Origin of the sequence: Streptomyces botrytidirepellens, assembly GCF_003721215.1 — a bacterium.
In the GTDB taxonomy this organism is placed as follows: Bacteria; Actinomycetota; Actinomycetes; order Streptomycetales; family Streptomycetaceae; genus Streptomyces; species Streptomyces himastatinicus.
This window is the reverse complement of record NZ_RIBZ01000836.1, coordinates 1-19,192: the sequence shown is the minus strand read 5'-3', so window position 1 is coordinate 19,192 and position 19,192 is coordinate 1. Positions and strand designations below refer to the sequence as shown.

17 protein-coding genes and 2 pseudogenes are annotated in these 19,192 nt (G+C 72.7%); 5 read left to right on the top strand and 14 right to left on the bottom strand.

Annotated elements, in window-relative coordinates; all coding sequences use genetic code 11:
- From EEJ42_RS43525 to EEJ42_RS43505, 5 genes and pseudogenes are all read right to left on the bottom strand, one after another.
- A pseudogene (locus EEJ42_RS43525) lies at positions 1–521 on the bottom strand (hypothetical protein); the annotation flags it as partial.
- Between the two features lie 102 nt (positions 522–623).
- Entirely contained in the window at positions 624–1,910 is a 1,287-nt protein-coding gene (locus tag EEJ42_RS43520) for an NAD(P)/FAD-dependent oxidoreductase (RefSeq protein WP_246097762.1), read from the bottom strand.
- A 10-nt stretch (positions 1,911–1,920) separates the two neighbouring features.
- Positions 1,921–2,739 (bottom strand): amino acid ABC transporter ATP-binding protein, encoded by an 819-nt coding sequence (locus EEJ42_RS43515; RefSeq protein WP_234365220.1) that lies wholly within the window; start codon positions 2,737–2,739, stop codon positions 1,921–1,923.
- Entirely contained in the window at positions 2,736–3,506 is a 771-nt protein-coding gene (locus tag EEJ42_RS43510) for an amino acid ABC transporter permease (RefSeq protein ID WP_123107660.1), read from the bottom strand. Before EEJ42_RS43510 ends, EEJ42_RS43515 begins: the two co-directional genes overlap by 4 nt.
- A 13-nt stretch (positions 3,507–3,519) precedes the next feature.
- Positions 3,520–4,458, bottom strand: coding sequence for a substrate-binding periplasmic protein (locus EEJ42_RS43505; RefSeq protein WP_123107659.1), 939 nt, complete (start codon positions 4,456–4,458; stop codon positions 3,520–3,522).
- 222 nt (positions 4,459–4,680) lie between these two features.
- Between EEJ42_RS43505 and EEJ42_RS43500 the strand changes: the two genes are divergently transcribed.
- Complete coding sequence (locus EEJ42_RS43500) at positions 4,681–5,901, top strand: CdaR family transcriptional regulator (RefSeq protein ID WP_123107658.1); 1,221 nt, start codon at positions 4,681–4,683, stop codon at positions 5,899–5,901.
- Here EEJ42_RS43500 and EEJ42_RS43495 read toward each other — a convergent pair.
- Positions 5,898–7,916 (bottom strand): acetoacetate--CoA ligase, encoded by a 2,019-nt coding sequence (locus EEJ42_RS43495; protein ID WP_123107657.1) that lies wholly within the window; start codon positions 7,914–7,916, stop codon positions 5,898–5,900. The two genes, EEJ42_RS43500 and EEJ42_RS43495, sit on opposite strands and share 4 nt — an antisense overlap.
- 267 nt (positions 7,917–8,183) lie before the next feature.
- Here EEJ42_RS43495 and EEJ42_RS43490 point away from each other — a divergent pair, with 267 nt between their 5' ends.
- Positions 8,184–10,565, top strand: a complete 2,382-nt coding sequence (locus EEJ42_RS43490; RefSeq protein ID WP_123107656.1) for a glycoside hydrolase family 31 protein — start codon at positions 8,184–8,186, stop codon at positions 10,563–10,565.
- A gap of 28 nt (positions 10,566–10,593) precedes the next feature.
- On the top strand, positions 10,594–11,397 hold the full coding sequence (locus EEJ42_RS43485) for a M15 family metallopeptidase (protein WP_123107655.1): 804 nt from the start codon (positions 10,594–10,596) through the stop codon (positions 11,395–11,397).
- Positions 11,398–11,401: 4 nt separating this feature from the next.
- On the opposite strand, the gene EEJ42_RS43480 is transcribed toward EEJ42_RS43485, so the two are convergent.
- From EEJ42_RS43480 to EEJ42_RS43465, 4 genes are all read right to left on the bottom strand, one after another.
- Complete coding sequence (locus EEJ42_RS43480; protein WP_123107654.1) at positions 11,402–12,214, bottom strand: ABC transporter permease; 813 nt, start codon at positions 12,212–12,214, stop codon at positions 11,402–11,404.
- An 11-nt stretch (positions 12,215–12,225) separates the two neighbouring features.
- Positions 12,226–13,071: an ABC transporter permease gene (locus tag EEJ42_RS43475; RefSeq protein ID WP_123107653.1), complete on the bottom strand. Its 846-nt coding sequence runs from the start codon at positions 13,069–13,071 to the stop codon at positions 12,226–12,228.
- A gap of 4 nt (positions 13,072–13,075) precedes the next feature.
- Entirely contained in the window at positions 13,076–14,254 is a 1,179-nt protein-coding gene (locus EEJ42_RS43470; RefSeq protein ID WP_123107652.1) for an ABC transporter substrate-binding protein, read from the bottom strand.
- 92 nt (positions 14,255–14,346) lie between these two features.
- Positions 14,347–15,384 (bottom strand): ABC transporter ATP-binding protein, encoded by a 1,038-nt coding sequence (locus tag EEJ42_RS43465; protein ID WP_123107651.1) that lies wholly within the window; start codon positions 15,382–15,384, stop codon positions 14,347–14,349.
- Positions 15,385–15,490: 106 nt separating this feature from the next.
- On the opposite strand from EEJ42_RS43465, the gene EEJ42_RS43460 reads away from it, so the two are divergent.
- Both EEJ42_RS43460 and EEJ42_RS43455 read left to right on the top strand, forming a co-directional pair.
- Positions 15,491–15,952, top strand: coding sequence for a Zn-ribbon domain-containing OB-fold protein (locus EEJ42_RS43460; protein ID WP_123107650.1), 462 nt, complete (start codon positions 15,491–15,493; stop codon positions 15,950–15,952).
- Positions 15,949–17,139 carry a lipid-transfer protein gene (locus EEJ42_RS43455; RefSeq protein ID WP_123107649.1) on the top strand — a complete coding sequence of 397 codons (1,191 nt, stop codon included), beginning with the start codon at positions 15,949–15,951 and terminating at the stop codon, positions 17,137–17,139. The genes EEJ42_RS43460 and EEJ42_RS43455 overlap by 4 nt, the downstream gene beginning before the upstream one ends.
- Positions 17,140–17,157: 18 nt before the next feature.
- On the opposite strand, the gene EEJ42_RS43450 is transcribed toward EEJ42_RS43455, so the two are convergent.
- From EEJ42_RS43450 to EEJ42_RS43435, 4 genes and pseudogenes are all read right to left on the bottom strand, one after another.
- A complete protein-coding gene (locus tag EEJ42_RS43450; RefSeq protein WP_123107648.1) occupies positions 17,158–17,751 on the bottom strand; it encodes a GTP-binding protein in 594 nt (197 codons plus the stop codon).
- Positions 17,732–18,127, bottom strand: a complete 396-nt coding sequence (locus EEJ42_RS43445) for a DUF742 domain-containing protein (RefSeq protein ID WP_123107647.1) — start codon at positions 18,125–18,127, stop codon at positions 17,732–17,734. Before EEJ42_RS43445 ends, EEJ42_RS43450 begins: the two co-directional genes overlap by 20 nt.
- Before the next feature lie 15 nt (positions 18,128–18,142).
- A complete protein-coding gene (locus EEJ42_RS43440; protein ID WP_123107646.1) occupies positions 18,143–18,568 on the bottom strand; it encodes a roadblock/LC7 domain-containing protein in 426 nt (141 codons plus the stop codon).
- Positions 18,565–19,192 (bottom strand): annotated as a pseudogene (locus EEJ42_RS43435) (histidine kinase); the annotation flags it as partial. The pseudogene EEJ42_RS43435 and the gene EEJ42_RS43440, both read right to left, overlap by 4 nt.

The following is a 19,192-nucleotide window of genomic DNA, read 5'->3' as shown; positions in this document are numbered from 1 at the left end:
GCGTGCAGCGCGGCGGCGGCGCGGTCGAACGCCGCGCGACCGGTGCCGTCACCATGGCCGCCGCAGCCGCCGCAGCCGCCCGCCCGGGCGAGCACGGCCGCGGCGTACTCCCAGGTGGCTCGCTCCTCGGCCACGGTGATCAGGCGCGGCAGCAGCTGGTCGATGGGCTGGCCCTCGTAGACGACGGTGGCGCCCGTGGACGCCACCTCCGCCGTGTAGCGGCTGCGGCTCGCGGGGGTGTCCGGGTCGAGCCGGGCGTGGGCGCAGTACTCCTCGTACGCGACCGGGTCGAAGAGGGCGACGGTGGTGTGCACGCCCTGTGACGCCAGCGCCCGCAGCAGCGCCTCCATCCGCCGCAGGTACCGGGGGTGGTCGTCGAAGCCGAACGACGCGTATCCCCGCATCGCGGCGAAGTCGTCCTCGGCCGCCAACAGCGCCACTACGCTGGGCACTTCCCTGCGCAAGGCCCGGATCGCGGTGGGCTTCCCGCAGTGCGTGCCGCCGTTGTCGGTGTGCGCCATGACTCCCCCTCAGCGCGGACGTTCAGTGCTCACTCACCGTAACCGGGGGCACTGACAACGCTCCGGCGGACGCGTCATCAGGCTGTCAGCCGCGGAAGGCCGTCAGCCGCGGAGCCGGTCGAGGCGGAACGGGGTGAGGGCGGCGGGGCGGTGCCCGGTGACGACGTAGGAGGCCAGTTCGCTGCCGGTGACCGGGCCGAGCGTCACGCCCAGCATCCCGTGGCCCGTGGCGGTGAAGGCGTTCCCGGAGCCGGGCACGCGGTCGATGACCGGCAGTCCGTCGGGCAGGAACGGCCGGCCGCCGACCCAGGGGTCGCGGATCAGCGCCACCAGGTCGTCGGGATCGTCGAACCACTGCCCGAGGTAGTGGCGGCTCGCCCGGGCGACGGCGACGATCCTGCGCCAGTCGAGCCGGTTGTTGTTGCCGCTCAGCTCCATCGTCCCCGCGATGCGGGTGGTGCCGCCGATCGGTGAGGCCACGGCCCGGTGTTCGCCGAAGTACAGCGTGTGCGTCGGTGCGGGGTCGAGGTCCACGGAGAAGCTGTAGCCCTTGCCCGCCTGGAGCGGCAGGTGGTGTCCCAGCTCGCGCAGCAGGTCCGCGGAGCGCACTCCGGCCGCGATGACGACGGCCGAGCAGGGGATCTCGCCGGTGTCGGTGACCACCGCGGTGACCCGGTCCCCGGACGGTCCGCGCCGGAAGCCGGTCGCGGCCACGTTCTCGTGGACCTTCACCCCGGTGGCCGCCAGCCGTTCTTCGAGGGCCCGGGCGAAGGCCACCGGGTCCAGGACGCCTTCGCCGGGGACGAGGTAGGCGGCGCGGACCGCCGGCGCCAGCGAAGGGTCCAGGGCCATCGCCTCGGCGCCGGTGCTGACGTCGTCCGGGAGCGGATAGCGGCCGTCCGCCATCTGCCGCTGGAGCTGGAGGTGGTGGCGCGCCTCGCCGGGCGAGAGGAACGCGTGCACCATGCCGGGGCGGCTGAGGGTGGTCTCGACTCCCGCCTCGCGCAGCCCGTCGAAGAGCGCGAACGTGCTGCGGTTCAGCTCGGCGATCGCCGCGTAGCCGCGCCGGAACGCCGCGGGCGTGCTGCTGCGCCAGAAGCGCCACAGCCACCGTACGAACGCCGGGTCCGGCAGCGGGCGCAGATAGAGCGGGGAGTCCGGCCGCCCGAGGGAGCGCGCCGCGTACCGCAGGACTCCCGGGGCGGGGACGGGGGTGGAGTGGCTGAGGCAGACCCAGCCCGCGTTGCCGCGGGAGACGCCGGAGCCCACTCCGCGCCGTTCCACGATCTCGACCGGCAGCCCGCGCTCGGCCAGGTAGTACGCGGTGCACAGGCCGACCACGCCGCCGCCGACGACCACCACGGGACCGCTGCCGTGCCTTGTGTCCATGGCGCGTCCCCTATTCGGCGGACTCGTAGGTGGTCAGGAACGCCCGGGTCCGGGCCTGTTGGGGGCGGCCGAGCACCTCGGCGGGCGGGCCCGCCTCGATGATCCGGCCGCCGTCGACGAAGGCGACCCAGTCGGACACCTCGCGGGCGAAGGGCAGTTCGTGGGTGACGAGCATCATCGTCATCCCCTCCTCGGCCAACTCGCGCATGACCCGAAGCACTTCACGGGTCGCCTCCGGGTCGAGCGAGGAGGTGGGTTCGTCGAAGAGCAGCACTTCGGGCTTGAGCGCGAGCGCCCGCGCGATGGCGACCCGCTGCTGCTCGCCGCCGGACATCTGGTCGGGGTGGGCGAGGCCGCGGTGGGCGAGCCCGACCCGGCGCAGCAGCACGACGGCGCGCTCCAGGGCCTGCCGTTCGGGGACGCCCGCCTTGACCTGCGCCAGCATGACGTTCTCGACGGCGGTCAGGTGCGGGAAGAGGTGGAAGCGCTGGAAGACCATGCCGACCGTGCGGCGCAGCCGGGCGAGGTCGCGACAGACCGTCCGCCCGTCGCTGTGCACCGTCTCGCCGGCCACCTCGATGGTGCCGGTGTCCGGCCGCTCCAGCAGGTTGACGCAGCGCAGCAGGGTGGTCTTGCCGCCGCCGCTCTGCCCGATGACGCTGACGATCCGGCCGCGCGGGACGTCGAGGGAGACGTCGTCGAGGACGCGGCGCCCGTCGAAGGACTTGCCGAGGTCCCTGATCCGTATGACGGCGTCGGTGGGCCGCGGGGCGGTGGTCCCGGTCGTCGTGCCGGGGGCCTGGGCCGCCGCGGTGACGGGCTCGGTCATGCCGTCGCCTCCTTCGGGGACGGTGGGTCGGCCGGGGCGGGTGCCTCGGCGAGCAGGGCGCGGGCGGTCCGCAGCCGTCGCCGCCGCCTCGGGGTCAGCGGCTTTCCGGCCCGTATGGCGCGCTCCAGGGCGAGCAGCAGCTGGGACAGCGGGTAGCAGAGGGCGAAGTACACGGCCGAGATGACGAGGTACACCTCCAGCGCCCGGAAGGTGGAGGAGGTGATGAGCCGCGCCTCGGACATCAGCTCGGCGGCGGAGATCGTGACCAGCAGGGAGGTGCCCTTGAGCAGGTCGACCAGCATGGTGTTGGTGCCGGGGAGCGCCAGGCGCAGCGCCTGGGGGAAGATCACGTGCCCGAAGACGCTGAGGCGGCCCAGCCCGAGCGCCTCCCCGGCCTCCGTCTGGCCGTCGTGGATTCCGCTGATGGCGGCGCGGAAGATCTCGGACAGGTAGGCGGAGTAGAAGACGATGAGGCTCAGGCATCCGGCGGTGAAGACGTCGAGGCGGATGTCGACCGAGCCCAGGCCGAAGTAGGTCAGGAAGATGATGGCGAGCAGGGGGATGTTCTTGAAGAGCTCGGTGTACACGGCGGCCAGCGCGCGCAGCGGCCATACGCGGCTCAGCCGCAGCAGCGCCACCACCAGGCCGAGGAGGGCCGCGCCCGCGAAGCTCACGGCGGTGTACGAAATCGTCTTCAGCAGGGCGTCCAGCAGGTCGGAGCGGTAGTCGGACCAGGGGACCTGGAACAGTCCGGCGGCGGTCGTCACGTTCGTGGCCTCCTCACTGCCCGGCGGTGCCGATGGACGGGGCGTTCCAGTCGGCGGGCCGGTCGACTCCGCGCCGTGCGGGGGCGACGTCGGAGGCGGGCTTCAGGAACTGTGCCGGGTCGCCGCCCCACTTCTTGATGAGCTTCGTCAGCTCGCCGTTCTTGTACATGGCGTCGATCTGGGCGGAGATGGCCTTCTCCAGCTTGGTGGCCTTCTTGGGGAGGTAGAAGCCGGTCTGGTACGGGCGGAAGTACTCGTAGGCGGGCTTGGCCTTGACCTGTGCGGCGGTCGGCGGCGTCAGGTATTGGGTCTTGATCTGCTCGGACCGTTCCTTCTCGGCCGCGATGATGATGAGCGGGTCCAGGAAGCCGACGTCGATGCGGCCCGCGGCGAGGTCGTCGAAGACGCCGTTGGCGTCGGGGTAGGCGCGGAGTTTCGCGCCGGGGACGGCCTTGATGGACTTGACCCAGACGTAGCCCTCGACGGTGCCGAGGCGCAGTCCCTCGAGGTCGTTGATGGTCTTGTACGTCTTGCCCGAGCCGACCGCCATCGCCGGGGGCGAGTAGTAGGGCGGGTCCGTGAACAGTCCCTGCTTCTGGCGGTCCTTGGTCCAGGCGACGCCGCCGATGGTGATGTCCATCCGCCGGGACTGGACCCCGGCGAGCATGCCCGCGAAGTCCGTGGTCTCGGGCTGGATGGTGAGGCCGAGCTTCTTGGCGGCGTAACTGAGGATGTCGCCGTCGAGGCCGACGATCTTGCCGTCCTTGACGGTGGTGTAGGGCGCGTAGGGCTGGACGGCCACCTTCAGGACGCCGGGGTCGATCGTCCCGAGCGCGGCCGTCTTCGCGGAGACCTTCTTGGGGGCCGCGGCGTCGCTGTCCGATCCACAGGCGGTCAGGGCGAGGAGCGGCATGACGGACAGGGCTGTGAGGAGGATGCGTACACGGGCCATCGGATCGGCCTTCCGTGTCAGGGCTGGGCAGGGCCCGCCGTTCACCGCGTCATCACCGCGGCGGGGGTGTGAATTGCCCCATACGCTACGAGTGCACCGAGCTTCGGTCACTGGTCACTTCGTACGAATATATGGCGAGAAAGAGAGGGCGCACTGTATGGTGCGTCCCACTTCGCGCCGCCCCGCGCGCCCCTTCCGCGCACCTCTCGACGGGGGACCCGCATGCTCAGCCCGTCACTCGCCCAGGAGATCGCCGGGGACACCTCGGCGGTCATCGGATTCAACGTCCTCATCACCGACAGTGAGGGCACCGTCATCGGCAGCGGCGACCGGAGCCGCATCGGCACCTTCCACGAGGCGTCCGTGGAGGTGCTGCGCACCCAGGAGCCCGCCACGCACACCACCGCGCAGGCCCAGTCCCTGCGGGGCGTACGACCCGGCGTCACCCTCCCCCTGGTCCGGGACGGGCACGCGGTCGGCACGGTCGGGATCACCGGCACGCCCGCCCAGGTGGGCCGCTTCGGGCTGCTGGTGAAGCGGCAGACGGAGATCCTGATGCGGGAGTCCGTGCTGCTGCGCTCGCGGGTGCTCAGGGAGCGGGTGCTGGAGGATCTGATCGCCGACGTCGCCTCGTACGACGCCCAGGTGGTCGAGCCCGACTTCATCGTCTTCCGCGCCGCGGAGCTGGGCTTCGACCTGCGGCTCGCCCGGGTTGCGATCGCGATGGAGGTGACGGTGCCGGACGCGGAGCGCCGGGGCGGCGGGCGCGGCCACGGGACCGGGTACGCCGGTGCGCACCGGCCCCGGGACACCGCGCTGGTCCGCCCGGAGCTGCTGCGCACCGTCCGCGAGGCGTTCCCCGATCCGCAGGACATCGTGGCGAGCGCCGCCCCCGGGTGGATCGGGGTGCTGCACCGGTTGCGGGGCGAGGCGCTCGACCCGGGCGTGGCGGCCGTGTGCGGACGGCTCACGGAGGTGGCCGACGCGCGGTACGGACTGGTGCTGCGCGCCGGCATCGGCGAACCTGCCTCCTCGGTCGGCGGGCTGCACGACTCGTACCAGGACGCGTGCGACGCGCTGCGGCTCGGCGCCCGCGTCGCCGCCGACTCCCCCGACGCCCACGTCCATCTCATCGGCGATCTGCGCGGCCACCAGCTGCTGGCCGCGGTCGGGCAGCACACCCGTGCCCGGCTCATCGCCCTGACCGCCCTGGACCTGCGCGGCCAGCCGGACTGGCCGGTGCTGCGGGAGACGGTGGTGGCCTGGTGCGAGAACGGCTTCAACCTGGTGCGGGCGTCGGCGGCGCTGCACATCCACCGCAACACCCTCGTCTACCGCATCAACAAGATCGAGCAGATCAGCGGCCGCTCACTGCGCGACCGCGGTGCGCTCTCCCTCTACCTGGCCTGCCTGGCCGACCAGTTGGACACGACGCACCTCTAGTCGGCCGAGACGCCCTTCGTCCGGGCCAGGCGCTCGTAGTACTTCAGCAGGTCGATGTCGTCCACCGACCCCGGGTTGACCGCCTTGTCCAGCGACGTGCCCTGGAGGAGGCGCTTGACCGGGACCTCGATGCGCTTGCCGGTGAGGGTGTGGGGGACGCCCGGCACCTCGATGACCTCGTCGGGGACGTGGCGCGGGGAGAGCTCGGTGCGGATGGTGGTCTTGATGCGGGCCAGCAGGTCCTCGTCCAGGGTGGCGCCCGGGGCGAGGTGGACGAAGAGCGGCATCCAGTAGCCGCCGTCGGGCTGTTCGACGCCGATGACGAGGGATTCGCGGATCTCGGGGAGGCGTTCGACCGCCTCGTAGATGTCGGCGGACCCCATGCGTACGCCCTGCCGGTTGAGCGTGGAGTCGGAGCGGCCGTGGATGACGACGGTGCCGCGCGAGGTGACCGTGATCCAGTCGCCGTGGCGCCAGACGCCGGGGAACATCTCGAAGTAGCTGTCGCGGTAGCGGCTGCCGTCGGGGTCGTTCCAGAACCGGACCGGCATGGACGGCATGGGGCGGGTGACGACCAGCTCGCCGACCTCGTCGACCACCGGCCTGCCCTGCGGGTCCCACGCCTGGAGATCGGTGCCGAGCCCGGGGGCCTGGAGCTCGCCGATGTGGACGGGGAGGGTCGGCACGGCGCCCGCGAAGCAGCTGCACACATCGGTGCCGCCGCTGACGGAGGCGATCCACATGTCCTCGGCCACCTCGTCGTGGATCCAGCGGAAGCCGTCCGGCGGCAGCGGCGAGCCGGTGGTGGCGACGCACTTCACGCGGGACAGGTCGAAGTCGCGCCCCGGGTGGACACCGGCCTTGCGGCACGCCATGACGTACGCCGCGGAGGTGCCGTACAGCGTGGTGCCGGTGCGCTCGGCGATGCGCCACTGGGCGGCGGTGTCCGGATAGCCGGGGCTGCCGTCGTACAGCACCACCGTGGCGCCGGACAGCAGCCCGGACACCAGGAAGTTCCACATCATCCAGCCGGTGGAGGTGTACCAGAAGAAGCGGTCCCCGGGGCCCAGGTCGCAGTGCAGGCCCAGCTGCTTGAGGTGCTCCAGCAGGATGCCGCCCTGGGACTGCACGATCGCCTTGGGCAGCCCGGTGGTGCCGGAGGAGTAGAGCACCCACAGGGGGTGGTCGAAGGGCACCTGCTCGAAGACCGGCTCGCTCGCGTCGCGGACGATGTCGTCCCAGGCCAGCGCCCCCTCGGGGGCGGGGGTGCCCAGCAGCGGGATGTGGACGACGGCGCGCACGGTGGGCAGTTCCCGGCGCAGCTCGGCGACGGTTTCGGTGCGGTCGTGCGTCTTGCCGCCGTAGGCGTAGCCGTCGACGGTGAACAGGACGACCGGCTCGACCTGCTGGAAGCGGTCCAGGACGCTGCGCGCGCCGAAGTCGGGGGCGCAGGAGGTCCATACCCCGCCGACGGCGGCGGTGGCGAGGAACGCGATGGCGGCCTGCGGGATGTTGGGGAGGTAGCCGCTGACCCGGTCGCCGGGGCGGACGCCGAGCCGGCGCAGCGCGGCGGCGGCCGCGCCGACCTGGGCGCGCAGCTCGGCCCAGGTGACGGGGCGCGGCTCATGGGTCTCGTCGACGTGCAGCAGCGCGGGGTCGTCGGCGCGTGCGGGGTCCTCCCCGGCGCGCAGCGCGTGCTCGGCGTAGTTGAGGGTGGCGCCGGGGAACCAGCGGGCGCCGGGCATGGCGGGGTCGGCGAGCACGGTGTCGTACGGGGTGCCGAAGCGCACCTCGAACCACTCGGCGACCGCGCCCCAGAAGGTCTCCAGCTCCTCCACCGACCAGCGGTGCAGCGCGGCGTAGCTCGCGGCCGGGTCACCGGGGCGGGCGGCGGGCGCACCGTGCCGCTCGGCCGCCCAGGCGTGGAAGCGGGTCAGCTGGGCGCGCTCGATCCGGTCCGCGCCGGGCTCCCACAGGGGGCCGGGCAGGTCGTCGGGGTGCGCTGCGGTGTTCATCTGTGTCGGCTCCCGGGAGGTCCGCTTCGGTCCACTTCTATCCGCTTCGGTGCGTTTGATCCGATTGGTTCGCATCGTCTGCCGCATCTGCGTCCGAGCAGGACGATGCCATGTGATCGACTTGCGCACCAGGGGCGCCACTCCACATCCACGGTTGGGTGGCATGTGGGACGACACATGCGTGGTGGGTGGCGTGGGGGACGACCACGGGTGAACGGCAGTTGAACTGTGGTCACGCCGTGCCTTGTCAATGGCACAGTGATCAGTATGAATGCGCGTGACCTGGTGCGGTCGGTGAAGGTGGTCGGTACGGCGCAGGGGCTGCGCTCCCTGCGCTGGGCGTGGCGGCGCCGGCGTTCGGACGCGACCGGGCTGCCGCGGCGGGGCGCGGAGCTGGCGCGGGTGCCGGGTGTGGTGGAGGGTGCGGATCCGCAACCGGGCGGTGGCGTGGTGCGGTTCGCGCGGTCCTCGCTGCGGGTGCGGGTGGCGGCCGGCGGCGCGGTGTTCTGCGGCTGGGACGGGGCCGAGCCGGAGCCGTCGTACGCGCTGGACGGCGCCTGCCCCGAGGCCGACGAGCGGGCCCAGCTGGAGCCGGACACGGACGGCGGCTGGCGGGTGGTGTCGGAGCGGGTGACGGTCGCGGTGTCGCGCATGGGCACGGTGGAGGTGCGCACCCCGGGCGGGGTGGTGCTGCGGCGGGATCTGCCGCCGCGCTGGTGGGAACCGGCCGAGGCGGTGATCGACCGCGGTTGCGAGGGCCGGGGCGCGGGGGTCGCGGGCGCGCGCTGGCACCAGCGGTCGGAGGTGGCGGCGGACGCGCGGTTCTTCGGGCTCGGCGGACGGGCGGGCGGGCCTCGCTTGAAGGACGGCTCGTACCGGCTGTGGAACACCGATCCCGGCGGTGGCTTCGGGCCGGGCGACGACCCGCTGTACCTGACCATGCCGGTGCAGCTGGTGGTGGCCGACGCGGGCACCCACCTGGTGTTCCACGACAACTCGTGGGACGGCACGGTCACCCTGCGGGAGGGCGAGGAGGGCGCGGGCTCGGGGCACGACCGGCCGGGCGGGGTCCGGATGCGCATGGAGGGCGGGCCGCTGCGCTACTGGGTGTTCGTGGGCACCCCGGCGCGGGTGCTGCACGGCTGGGCGGCGCTGACCGGCTCCCCCGCGGTCCCGCCGGGCTGGGCGCTCGGCCACCACCACGCGCGCTGGGGGTTCGGCGACGCGAACGAGGTGCGGCGGGTGGTGGCGGGCTACCGGGAGCGGAACCTGCCGCTGTCCGCGCTGCACCTGGACATCGACCACCTGGCCGGGAACCGGGTCTTCACGGTGGACGCGGCGCGGTTCCCCGATCTGCCCGGGCTCGCCGCCGAGCTGCGCGCGGACGGGGTGCGGCTGGTGTCGATCGTGGACCCCGCGGTGAAGGCGGAGCCGGGCAACGCGGTGTACGACAGCGGGGCGGCGGCGGAGGGGTTCGTGACCGACGCCCGCGGCCGTGAGGTGCGCGGGGTGACGTGGGTGGGCGAGTCGGTGTTCCCGGACTTCACCGATCCGCGGGTGCGGAAGTGGTGGGGCGGGCTGTACGCGGAGCGGCTGGAGCAGGGCTTCTCCGGGGTGTGGCACGACCGGTGCGAACCGGTGTCCTTCGCCGCCTTCGGCGAGCCCACGCTGCCGCGCTCGGCCCGGCACGCCCTGGAGGGCCGGGGCGGCGACCACCGGGAGGCGCACAACGTGTACGGGCTGGCCATGGCCCGGGCCGGGTACGAGGGGCTGGGCGAGCTGCGCCCCGACGAGCGGCCGTTCGTGTTCTCCCGCTCCGGCTGGGCGGGGCTCCAGCGGTACGGGGGGAGCCGGTCCGGGGACGTGGCGACGGGCTGGCCGGGGCTGCGCGCCTCGCTGGCGCTGGTGATCGGGCTCGGGCTGTCGGGGGTTCCGTACTCCGGTCCGGACATCGGCGGCTTCACCGGCTCCCCGTCGCCGGAGCTGTATCTGCGCTGGTTCCAACTGGGCGCGTATCTGCCGCTGTTCCGTACGCATTCGGCGATCACCGCCGGGCGGCGCGAGCCGTGGGAGTTCGGGTCCGGGGTGCTGGAGCACGCGGCGGCGGCGCTGCGCGAGCGGCAGCGGCTGCTGCCGTACTTCATGACGCTGGCGCGGCTGGCGGAGCGTACCGGCGCGCCCTATGTGCGGCCCGTGTGGTGGCGGCAGCCCAAGGACCGCAGCTTGCGCGACTGCGAGGACGCCTTCCTGCTGGGCGACGCGCTGCTGGTGGCCCCGGTGCTGGAGGAGGGCGCGGTGCGGCGGGCGGTGCGGCTGCCGCGCGGCCGCTGGTACGACACGGCGACGGGCCGCGCCTACGAGGGCCCCGGGCAGGTGGTGGTCGACGCCCCGCTGTCCCGTATCCCGGTGCTGGCCCGGGCGGGCGCGGTGATACCCGTCGCGTCGCCGGACGGCGGCGTGGAGCTGGAGGTGTGGCCGCCGTGCCAGGGGCGCAAGGGCGGCGGGTCGCTGGCAGTGGACGCGGGCGACGGCTGGGACAAGGCGGAGCTGGTGCGGTTCGTGTCCCGGCTGCGCGGGGACGGGGTGCGGGTCGAGCGGGAGGGCGGCGTCGAGGCGGGGTATCCGGTGCGGGTGCGCGGGGGTTCATGACCCGGTGGGACTGGGTAACTCGGTGTCCATGCCAAGAATCACCGCCGCGCTGCGCGCGCTCGCCCTGCCCGTCGCCGCTCTGATGGCCCTCGCCTCGCCCGCTCCGGCGCAGGCCGAGGGCGAGCCCGAGGCGCCGAAGGAGTTCGTGGCGCTGAGCGATGTGGATCCGACGATCCGCCAGGAGATCCGGTACTTCACCCCGCACAACTTCACCGGCCGCCCCGTCGAGGGCTATCGCAGGCCCCTGTGCCTGCTGACCCGCCCGGCGGCCAAGGCGCTGCACCGGGTGCAGCGTCAACTGCTGCGCCGGGGCTACACCCTGAAGGTGTACGACTGCTACCGGCCGCAGCGCGCGGTGAACACCTTCGTCGACTGGGCGAAGGACCTCGACGACCAGCGGATGAAGCGCGAGTTCTATCCGCACGTCGACAAGACCCGGCTGTTCGAGGACGGTTACATCGCCGAGAAGTCGGGCCACAGCCGCGGCAGCACCATGGACCTGACGATCGTGAAGCTGCCCGCGCTGCCGACCCGTCCGTACATTCCGGGCGAGAAGCTGGTGCCCTGCTACGCGCCCCAGAAGGAGCGCTTCCCCGACAACTCGGTGGACATGGGCACCGGTTACGACTGCTTCGACACGCTCTCGCACACCCTCGATCCGCGGATCAAGGGCAAGCAGCGGGCCAACCGGCTGCTGCTCAAGGGCGCGATGGAGGCCCAGGGCTTCGTCAACCTGGCCGAGGAGTGGTGGCACTTCACCTACAAGCCGGAGCCGTTCCCGGACACCTACTTCGACTTCCCGGTCTCGCGCCGCTCGTTGACCGGGCACTGAGGTCTCACAGCCGCCCGCCCGCGGTGTCCGAGGACAGCCGCTGCGCGACGGCCACGGGCACCACGGACAGGGCGACGAGCAGGGCCGCGACGACGTTGACGACGGGGGCCTGGTGCGGCCGGGCCAGGTTCTCGTAGATCCAGATGGGCAGGGTGCGGGTGCCGGGACCGGCGGTGAAGGTCGTCACCACGATCTCGTCGAAGGACAGCGCGAAGGCGAGCAGCGCGCCCGCGAAGAGCGCCGAGCGCATGGCCGGGAAGGTGACGTGGCGGAAGGTCTGCCAGGGGCGCGCCCCGAGGTCCGCGGACGCCTCGGCCATCGAGGGGGAGATCCGGCGCAGCCGGGCCGCCACGTTGTTGAACACGACCACGACGCAGAAGGTGGCGTGCCCGACGACCACCGTGAACAGGCCGAAGCCGATGCCGAGCGGATCCAGGACGGTGCGGAAGGCGGCGTTGAGGGCGATGCCGCTGACGATGCCGGGCAGCGCGATCGGCAGCACCAGCAGGAAGGACACGGTCCGTCGGCCGAAGAAGCGGTGCCGGTGGACGGCGTACGCGGCCATGGTGCCCAAGCCCAGGGCGATCCCGGTGGCGGCGAGCCCGGCCTTGAGCGAGGTGAGCAGGGCGTCGCGGGCGCCGTGGTTGTGCAGCGCGGCGCGCCACCACTCCCCCGTGAGGCCGCTGGGCGGCCAGCCGAAGGAGCGGTCGGCGTTGAAGGAGTTGAGCAGGACGAGCAGCAGCGGCGCGTAGACGACGGCGAGTCCGGCGGCGGTGACGCAGCCGAGGACGATCCGGGCGGTGCGCGAGAGCTTCATGGAGACACTCCCTAGAGCGCGTCGAGGGCGCCGGCGCGGCGTACGGCGGCCAGGTAGCAGACGATGAGGACGACGGGGACGGCGGAGAGCGCGGCGGCCATCGGCAGGTCGAGGGTGACCTGGGAGGCGATGGCGTTGCCGAGGAGCTGGGTCTTGCCTCCGACGATCTGCACGGTGATGTAGTCGCCGAGGCTGAGCGAGAACGTGAAGACGGATCCGGCGAGCAGGGCGGGGCGTACGGCGGGGAGGACCACCGAGCGCAGGGTGCGCCACGTGCCCGCGCCGAGGTCGGCGGAGGCTTCCAGGGTGCGTTCGGGGAGCCGTTCCAGGGCCGCGTACACCGGGAGGATCATGTACGGGAGCCAAAGGTAGGCGAGCACCAGGACGACGGCGGGGGTGCCGTAGCCGGGCCCGTGCAGCCCGAGCGGGGAGAGCACGGCGTTGACCACGCCGTCCTCGCTCAGCATCACCCGCCACGCGTACGCCTTGACCAGGTAGCTCGCCCACAGCGGGGTGAGCACGGCCACCAGCAGCGGCCGCCGCCACCGCGGGCCCGCGACGCGCGCCATGCAGAAGGCCATGGGCAGGGCGAGGAGGGCGTCGAGGAGGGTCACGGCGGCGGCGATGGTGAGGGTGCGCAGCGCGATGGTGCGGTAGACGGGGGTGGTCAGCAGCTCCTGGATGTTGTCGGTGTTCCAGGTGCGGACGACGTCGGAGGTGAAGGAGTCGGTGGTCCAGAAGGCGGAGAGGAGCAGGACGGCGAGCGAGCCGAGGTAGGCCAGGGTCAGCCACAGCAGGGGCGGTCCGAGGAGCGCGGCCAGGCGCAGCCGCGCTCCCCCGGCCCCGGCGCGACGCACCCCCTCAGCCCTTGACCTCGGTCCAGGCGCGGGTCCATTGGGCGTAGTCGGTGCAGGTGGTGTTCTTACGGCCGTCGAGGCACCGTTTGATCGGTGTGGTCCAGAAGTGGACGCGCTGGAAGTACTTCTCGTCGTCGGCGTGGAAGACGGCGCAGTGGTTCGGGTCGGAGGTCTCGGCGCACGCCTTGCGGTTGGCGGGGGCCTCGCCGAAGTACTCCGCGACCTGGGCGTTGACCTTCGGGGAAACGATCCAGTCGAGCCACTTGTAGGCGCAGTTGGGATGCTCGGCCTTGGCGGACACCATCCAGGTGTCGGACCAGCCGGTGGCGCCCTCCTTGGGCAGCACGGCCTTGACGGGCGCCTTCTCGGCCTGGGTGAGGTTCGCGATGACCTGCCAGGTGGTGCCGATGACGCTGTCGCCGCCCTTGAAGGCGGTGATCTCCTTCTGGTAGTCGCTCCAGTATTCGCCGATCGCCCGGTGCTGCTTCTTGAGGAGGGTGACGGCGGCGTCGAGCTGCTTCTCGTCGAGCGCGTACGGGTTCTTGATGCCGAGCGACGGCTTGGCGTGCTTGAGGTAGAGCGCGGCGTCGGCGATGTAGATGGGCGAGTCGTACGCGGTGACCCGGCCCTGGTGCGCGGCGGCGTCGTCGAAGACGGCGCGCCAGGAGTCGGGGGCGGGCTTGACCTTGTCGGTGCGGTACATGAGGAGGTTGGCGCCGCGGCCGTGCGGGATGCCGTACATCCGGCCGCCCTTGGAGTTGAACGGCTGCTGCTTGAGGGCCGGGAAGATGTCCTTGTAGTTCGGCACCAGCTTGGTGTTGACGGGAGCCGCGTCACCGGAGGCGATGAGGCGCAGGGTGGCGTCGCCGGAGGCGGAGACCGTGTCGTACTGGCCGGTCTTCATGAGGGACACCATCTCGTCGGAGGTGCCCGCGGTCTTGGTGTCGACCTTGCAGCCGGTCTTCTTCTCGAAGGGGTGGACCCAGTCGGCCCGGGGGTCGTTGGAGCCGTCCTCGGCGTAGCCCGCCCAGGCGATGATGTTGACCTTGCCCTCGCCCTTGCCGAGCTTGTCGGGGGCGTGCGCGGCCTTGCCGTCGTCGTCGGATCCGCAGCCAGCGGCGGTCAGCAGCAGCGCGCACACGGCCGCCGCGGACCTCCACGCGGATGTCGTCCTTTTCCGCATCCGGTCCTCCTCGTCCCACTTGGCACTCGAGGCCCCGTCAGTATCCGCGCGGCACGTATGCCGACGCCAGGGTGCCTTCCGCCGTCAATGGGTCAACAGGGCACCGGGAAGGCGTCCTTCTCGTCCCACACCAGCCTGATCTCGGCCTCGGGGCGGGCGGTGGGCGGGAGTTCGGCCAGGTTCTGCCGGTGCACGGTGAGCCGGTCGCCGTGTGGGAGCGCGATGGTGAAGCGGGTGTGCGCCCCGGCGTGCACGATGTCGGCGATGCGCCCCGTGACCGTGCGCTCGCCGTCGAGCGGGGCGTCGGCGGGATCGGCGAGCCGGATGCGCTCGGGGCGGATGCTGTACGCGCCGGGGCGGCCGACCACCCGGACCGCGGCCTCGCCGCGCAGCAGGTTGGTGGTGCCGACGAAGCCCGCGACGAAGGCGGTGGCGGGGCGTTCGTACACCTCCAGGGGCGGGCCGGTCTGTTCGATCCGGCCGTCGGAGACGACGGCGACGCGGTCGCTCATGGTCAGCGCCTCCTCCTGGTCGTGGGTGACCAGGAGGAAGGTGATGCCGGTGGTGCGCTGGAGTTCCTTCAGCTCGGTCTGCATCTCCTGGCGGAGCCTGAGGTCGAGCGCGCCGAGCGGTTCGTCGAGGAGCAGCACGGCGGGCCGGTCGACGAGGGCCCGGGCGAGGGCGACGCGCTGGCGCTGCCCGCCGGAGAGCGCGTCGGGGCGGCGGGACGCGAAGCCGTCGAGGCGGACGGTGGCGAGGGCCTCGCGGGCGCGGGCGGTGCGCTCCGGCTTGCGGACGCCGCGCACGGTGAGCGCGTACGCCACGTTCTGCTCTACGGTCATGTGCGGGAAGAGCGCGTAGTCCTGGAAGACGGTGTGCACATCGCGGCGGTGCGGGGGCAGCGCGGTGACGTCCCGCCCGGCGAGTTCGATACGGCCGCCGGTGGGCCGCTCGAACCCGGCGATCAGGCGCAGCAGGGTGGTCTTGCCGGAGCCGGAGGGGCCGAGGAGCGAGAAGAACTCGCCCGCGCGGAGGGTGAGGTCGACGGCGTCCAGCGCCCGTACGACGCCGCCGGTGCCGAACTCCTTGGTGACGGCCGTGCAGCGGACCGCCTCTTCCGTCTCCGCCACGCCTGCTCCCCTCCATCCGTCCTGCACCTGGGTTACCCGTCGTGCGGTCCCTGTGCAACACTTCTGACGTTCCGTCAGGTATTTACCTTCACCGCCGGGAGAAGCCGTGGCATCTGCGCGTACGCCCGTGGTCGCCGGATGGTTCACCTCCGGCGACGGGGACTTCCGGCTGCTGGGGACCCGCTGCCGGGCCTGTGGCGCGGTGTACTTCCCGCGCGAGGACACCTTCTGCCGGGCGCCCGGCTGCGCCGGTGAGGAGCTGGACGAGGTGCCGCTGTCGCGGCGCGGCCGGGTGTGGTCGTACACCGACGGCCGCTACCGCCCGCCCGCCCCGTACCCGTCCGATCCCGCGCGCGACTGGGAGCCGTACACGCTGATCGCCGTGGAGCTGGCCGCCGAGCGGATGGTGGTGCTCGGACAGGGCGCGCCCGGGGTGAGCCTGGCGGAGCTGGCGGTCGGCATGGAGGTCGAGGTGGTGCCGGGGGTGCTGGCCGGGGAGGGCGGACGGAGCTGGAGCACCTGGCACTGGCGGCCGGTACCGGCGGAGGACGCGGAGGGGGCGTCATGACCGGCGAGGTGGCGGTGATCGGCGCCGGGATGCACCCGTGGGGCAAATGGGGCCGGAGCTTCGTGGAGTACGGGACGAAGGCGGCGCGGGCGGCGCTCGCGGACGCCGGGCTCGACTGGCCGGACATCGCGTCGGTGGTCGGCGCGAACACCGTGCGCTGCGGCTATCCCGGCCAGGTGGCCGGGGCGACCTTCGCCCGGGCGCTGGGCTGGCAGGGGGCGCGCATCACCAGCGTGTACGCCGCCTGCGCGTCCGGTGCGCGGGCCATCGACACCGCCCGCGCCCAGATCCTGTCCGGCATGGTGGACACCGTGCTGGTGGTGGGCGCGGACGCGGCGCCCAAGGGTTTCTTCGCACCGTCCGGCGGCGACCGGCCCGACGACCCGGACTGGCTGCGCTTCCGAGTGCTGGGCGCCACCAACCCGGCGTACTTCGCGCTGTGGGCGCGCCGCCGGATGGCGGTGTACGGGGACACGCCCGAGGACTTCGCGGCGGTCAAGGTGAAGAACGCGGCCGCCGGGGCGGCCAACCCTCACGCCCGCTACCGCTCCCCCGTGACCGCCGAGGAGGTGACCGCGTCGCCGGTGGTGGCCGATCCGCTGCGGCTGCTGGACATCTGCGCCACCTCGGACGGGGCCGCGGCGCTCGTGCTGAGCAGCGTGGACTTCGCGCGGCGGCACGGGGTGGCGGACCCGGTGCGGATCCGGGCCGTCTCGTCCGTCTCGCCGGTGTATCCGCGGACCGCGCTCGATCTGCCGGACATCGCCACCGACTCCGCCGCGGGGTCCGGCACGGCGGCCGAACCGTTCCGCCCGTCGATCGCGCGGGCGGCGTACGAGGAGGCGGGGATCGGACCGGAGGACCTGTCGCTCGCCGAGGTGTACGACCTGTCCACCGCGCTGGAGCTGGAGTGGTACGAGGACTTGGGGCTGTGCGCCGCCGGGGAGGGCGCGAAGCTGCTGCGGGAGGGCGCGACGGCGCTCGGCGGCCGGATCCCGGTCAATCCGAGCGGTGGTCTCGCCTCGTTCGGGGAGGCGGTTCCGGCGCAGGCCATCGCCCAGGTGTGCGAGCTGGCCCAGCAGCTGCGGGGGCGGGCGGGCGACCGCCAAGTGGCGGGGGCGCGGGTGGGCATCACCGCGAACCAGGGCCTGTTCGGCCATGGTTCGTCGGTGATCGCCGTGCGGTGAGGCGGGTGCGCCGCGCGGTCAGCGGGTGGCCGCGGTGGCGAGCATGGCGTGCTCCACGACGGATATCAGCACATGCTTGACGGATTCGCGCTCGCGCGCGTCGCACATCACCACCGGGGTGCCGGGGTCGAGGTCCAGCGCCTCGCGCACCGACTCCTCCGGGTAGTTGTCGGCGCCCTCGAAGCAGTTGACGGCCACCGTGAAGGCGATGCCGCGCCGCTCGAAGTAGTCGACGGCGGCGAAGCAGTCCTCCAGCCGGCGGGTGTCGGCCAGCACCACCGCGCCCAGGGCGCCGGTCGCCAGCTCGTCCCACAGGAACCAGAAGCGGTCCTGCCCCGGGGTGCCGAAGAGGTACAGCACCAGGTCCTCGCGGAGCGTGATGCGCCCGAAGTCCATCGCGACGGTGGTGGTCTTCTTGCCCTCCACCCCCGCGATGTTGTCGACCGGCCGGCCCGCCTCGGTGAGCACTTCCTCGGTGCGCAGCGGTTTGATCTCGCTGACCGCGCCCACCAGTGTTGTCTTTCCCGCACCGAACCCGCCCGCCACCAGAATCTTGAGCGTCACGGGTTCGATGATGTGGGAGCGGCCCGGGTCAGAGTGCCCGTAGACCATTGATCACCTCGCGCAGAATCCTCTCGTCCGGCAGTTCCGCCGGAGGTACGGGCCGGGACACTCGGACGAGTGCCGCGTGAAGCAGGTCGCCGATGAGCACGCGGACCACGCCGACCGGAAGGTCCAGCTCGGCCGCCAGCTCGGCGACGGACTGTGGGGTGTCGCGGCTGAGTTCGACGATGTCGATGTGCTCCGGTGACAACGTCTGGTCGGCGACGGTCCCGGGGTTCACTCTGTCCGCGACGACGACGGCGATCAGGTCGAGCTTGTCCTCGGCGGCGCTGCGGGTACGGCCCCGCGTCATCGCATACGGCCGGACCACCGGTCCGGCGGCGTCGTCGAACCAGCGGTCGTCGGTCGCACCGTCTCCGGTCATCTCCCCCCGCCTCCGTCACCCACCGGATCGCGGAGCGGAGCCCAAATGCACGCCCACCCGCTTGACCAGCAGCGTCATCTCATAGGCTACCTGTCCGACGTCCGAGTCGGCATCGGCCAGCACGGCGAGGCAACTGCCGTCACCGGCGGAGGTGACGAACAGGAAGGCGTCGTCGAGTTCGACGACGGTCTGCCGGACACGGCCGACGTCGAAGTGACGGCCCACCCCCTTGGCGAGGCTGTGGAAACCCGAGGCCACGGCGGCCAGGTGCTCGCCGTCCTCCCGGGACAGATCGCGTGAACCGCCGGTGGGCAGTCCGTCGCCGGAGAGCACCAGCGCCTTGCGGATGCTGCCGACCCGGCCGACGAGTTCGTCGAGCAGCCAGTTCAACTCGCCCGACGGTGCCGATCCGTTGCGTGCTGCGGCGTTCGATGCGGTCATCGCCCGTCCCCCTCATCTCTCGTTCCTGGTGCCGTGTCCGAACCGCCGGAACCGGTGGCCGTCTGCCGCCGACCGCGCTGCCATCCCCGTTGCAGCGAGGCCATGGTGGCCCTCGCCTGTTCGGCGTCGCGTTCGGGATCGGTGTCGGGAGCGTATCGGTCGCTCTCCGCCGGTGGTTCGGGGTCGTTCTTCAACTGCGGGGCGAGGCTCGCCTGGCGCACCCGCTTGGGGAGCCCGGAGGCGTCCCGGCGGGGCGGCGCCGGGCGCTCCGGGGCCGGCGCCTGGTCCTGGCGCCGGTCCTCGCCCTCGTTCCTGGCTCCCGGGTCCTGTTCCGGGTGCCGGGTCCGGTCCCGTTCCTGGGTCTGCTGCTGCGTCTGGTGCCGGGCCTCGTTCCGGGGCTGGTGCGCGGCCTCGTCCGGGGTCTGCTCCCGCCGCTCGGCCCAGGAGGGCCGGGTGTGCCGTCCGGCCGCGCCGTCGTCGACCGGGTGGCCGTGGTCGGAGACCAGCACCGGTGGCACGCGGCGGGGCAGGGGCGCCGGGCCGCCCTCGCGGGCGCCGGACCGGCTGTCGGGCGCCTGCTGGTGCTGTTCGGCGGCGGGCGCGCTCACCACGGACGGGGACGGG